Annotated in this window: 3 protein-coding genes; 2 read left to right on the top strand and 1 reads right to left on the bottom strand. The window is 42.1% G+C overall.

Features of this window, described 5'->3' with window-relative positions:
* The first annotated feature begins 170 nt into the window (after nucleotides 1-170).
* Together murB and birA are read left to right on the top strand one after the other, a co-directional pair.
* On the top strand, nucleotides 171-1,208 hold the full coding sequence (gene murB / locus H0248_RS21255; RefSeq protein ID WP_180787393.1) for a UDP-N-acetylmuramate dehydrogenase: 1,038 nt from the start codon (nucleotides 171-173) through the stop codon (nucleotides 1,206-1,208).
* Entirely contained in the window at nucleotides 1,205-2,164 is a 960-nt protein-coding gene (birA, locus tag H0248_RS21250; RefSeq protein ID WP_180787392.1) for a bifunctional biotin--[acetyl-CoA-carboxylase] ligase/biotin operon repressor BirA, read from the top strand. Before murB ends, birA begins: the two co-directional genes overlap by 4 nt.
* Nucleotides 2,165-2,205: 41 nt before the next feature.
* On the opposite strand, the gene coaA is transcribed toward birA, so the two are convergent.
* Nucleotides 2,206-3,156 carry a type I pantothenate kinase gene (gene coaA, locus H0248_RS21245; RefSeq protein WP_180787391.1) on the bottom strand — a complete coding sequence of 317 codons (951 nt, stop codon included), beginning with the start codon at nucleotides 3,154-3,156 and terminating at the stop codon, nucleotides 2,206-2,208.
* Nucleotides 3,157-3,390: the final 234 nt, after the last annotated feature.

The raw sequence follows: 3,390 nt of genomic DNA, 5'->3' as shown, positions 1-3,390 counted from the left end.
GTAGGGAACTGCCAGGCATCAAATAAGTGGAAAGCCTCTGTCGCAAGACAGGGGCTTTTTTCTATGGCGTTAGGAAAAGTTGTTTATACGTATCCAATGGCAAAAGGCAGTCGGTATCTCGCGTAGATCAGGTAGACTATGTGATATCTGAATTAGTAGGTATTTCCATCATGCCGTCGAGCATTATTTCATTAAAGCCTCATAACTCTTTCTCATTATCTGTGTCTGCCTCTCGTATTACGGTTGCAGATACTCAAGAAAAATTGATCGAGGAATGGCGAGTCGCCAGCACATCACAAGAGCCCATTTTATTGCTAGGAGAAGGAAGTAATGTCCTTTTTCTAGAAGATTTTTTAGGTACTATTCTGCTAAACCGACTTAAAGGTATAGATATTCGCGAACAAAGCCATGGCTGGTATCTTCATGTTGGTGCAGGTGAGAATTGGCATCAATTAGTTGAATATACGCTTAAGCTTGGCATTGCTGGGTTAGAAAATCTGGCATTAATTCCCGGATGTGTAGGCTCTGCACCGATACAAAATATCGGTGCGTACGGTATCGAATTACAGCATGTTTGTGATTATGTTGACGTGTTGGATCTGACTGAAGGTAAAGTCATGCGTCTGAGCGTTGAGGAATGCCAGTTCGGTTATCGTGAAAGCACATTTAAGCATCAGTATCGCTCTGGGTTTGCGATTATCGCCGTAGGGCTTTTTTTGAAGAAAGAGTGGAATCCGATACTTAATTATGGTGATTTAGCCAAACTGGATCCTACAACCGTTACGCCACAGCAAGTATTTGATTCTGTATGCCATATGCGTCGAAGTAAACTCCCAGACCCTGTAGTGACAGGTAATGCTGGTAGCTTCTTCAAAAATCCAATAATTACACAACAGCATGCAGAACGTATTTTACGAGAGTATCCGAATTCCCCTCAGTATTTACAAGCCGATGGTAACGTTAAATTGGCAGCTGGATGGTTAATTGATCAGTGCAAACTTAAAGGATTCCAGCTTGGTGGTGCCGCTGTTCACGAGAAACAGGCATTAGTTCTGATTAATAAAAATAATGCAAAAAGCTCAGATATTGTTGAATTAGCTCGTTACGTCCGCAACCAAGTTTCTGAAAAATTCTCCATACAGCTGGAACCTGAAGTTCGTTTTATTGCTGCGCATGGAGAGGTCAATGCCATCGAGGTATTATCATGAAAGATATTACAGTTCCTCTTAAGTTGATTAAAATCCTCTCTGATGGGGAGTTTTATTCCGGTGAGTTACTGGGCGAAATGATGGGGATGAGTCGGGCTGCGATTAATAAACATATTCAAACTATACGCGATTGGGGAATTGATATTTTTACTGTAACGGGTAAGGGCTATTCTTTGCCTGCGTCTATGCAGTTATTAGATGAAGAGGTTATCCTTAAGCACTTACCTGAAGGTGGCGTAACGGTGTTACCTGTCGTCGATTCTACGAATCAGTACATTTTAGAGCGATTGGATACACTGTCCTCCGGTGATGCATGCCTTGCTGAATATCAGCAGTCTGGGCGTGGTCGTCGGGGGAGGCAATGGTTTTCACCCTTTGGTGCGAATTTGTATTTGTCCTTATATTGGCGCCTAGAGCAGGGACCCGCTGCGGCTGTTGGGGTAAGTCTTGTTATCGGTATCATAATGGCCGAAGTGCTACATAAACTGGGTGCTGATGGTGTTCGAGTCAAATGGCCTAATGATTTATATCTGAAGGATAGAAAGTTGGCTGGCATTCTTGTCGAACTGACAGGGAAAACTGGGGATGCAGCTAATTTAGTCATTGGTGCAGGTATTAATCTACAAATGAGAGAACCAGCTTCAGATACGATTAATCAAGGCTGGATAAATTTACAAGAGGCAGGTATAGAGATTAATCGTAATACTCTCGCTTCGACTCTTATTTCTGAATTAAGAAGCGCTTTGGCCGTCTTTGAACTACAAGGTCTTGAGCCATTTATTCCCAGATGGGAAAAGTTGGATAACTATTTTAATCGTCCGATCCGCTTGATTATCGGTAATCGCGAAATTCATGGGATAGACCGAGGAATCGATCGCCAGGGTGCATTGTTATTAGAAGCCGATGGTTTTATCACACCGTATATTGGTGGGGAAATTTCTCTGCGCGGCGCATAAAGAAGGGGGGAATTCCCCCCCTTTTACATGCTCATTCATTTTCACTTTCTTAATCGAACACATTCAACGGCATGATTAGCACTTTTAGTCATAATAAGACTAGCTCTTTCCCGGGTGGGAAGGATATTTTCTTTTAGATTAAGTCCATTAATGTCCTTCCATAATTGAGATGCAATACCGACGGCTTCTTCTTTCGTCAATTTTGCGTAATTATGAAAGTATGAATTTGGATTTGAGAATGCACCTTGTCTAAATTTCAAAAATCTATTTATATACCATGTTTGTAGCAGTGTTTCGGGTGCATCCACATAGATAGAGAAATCTACAAAGTCAGAAACAAAAACTCTATGTGGATCATGTGGATAGTTCATTCCGCTTTGTAAAACATTCAACCCTTCTAATATTAAAATATCAGGTTGCTCCAACACTTTATTATTATTAGGAACGATATCATATGTTAGATGAGAATAAGTTGGGGCCGTGACTTTGTGTGTCCCTGACTTTATATCAGAAACAAATTTTACCAGGCTGTGCATATCATATGATTGTGGAAAACCTTTTTTCTTCATCAAGTCGCGTTCTTTTAGCACCTTATTTGGATGAAGAAATCCATCGGTTGTAATAAGTTCCACGCTGCGATGTTCTGGCCAGCGGCTTAATAAAGCTTGGAGCACACGGGCTGTGGTACTTTTCCCTACAGCGACGCTACCTGCGATGCCGATTATGTAAGGTATTTTTTGTCCATCGGTTCCTAAAAACTGCTCAAGCACAGCCTGACGGCGTAAATTAGAGCTTATATAGAAATTGAGCAGGCGAGATAGCGGCAGATAAATTTCCGCGACTTCGTCTAATGAAAGGTCTTCGTTAATGCCTTTGAGCTTAACGATTTCTTCCTCTGTCAGCGTTAACGGGACGGAATCGCGCAAGGCGGCCCATTGGCTGCGGTTAAATTGTAGATATGGCGTGGCCAAGGATTGCTCTCTGTTGCTCATAAGTCGTGTTCTGCCTGCTTCACAGGTAAGAAAAGGGACTCTCAGCTCAGCGAAGAAAACGGGCTATTAGTTTAGCCAACGCGATGATCGCGGCACCTTCTCTTATGCAATAAATTTTTGATAATGGGCAGGTTAACACTTTGCTACTAGAAAGAAGAAGAGAAAATCGGTGCTGTACCCGATGCTTCTATGTTTACGCATCGGGTACTCGCTAAATAGCTTTGCATATTACCG

The sequence above is a fragment of the Pectobacterium brasiliense genome (assembly GCF_013449685.1).
Lineage (GTDB): Bacteria > Pseudomonadota > Gammaproteobacteria > Enterobacterales > Enterobacteriaceae > Pectobacterium > Pectobacterium brasiliense_A.
The sequence above is the reverse complement of the archived record's forward strand: the minus strand, read 5'-3'. Positions and strand labels throughout refer to the sequence as shown.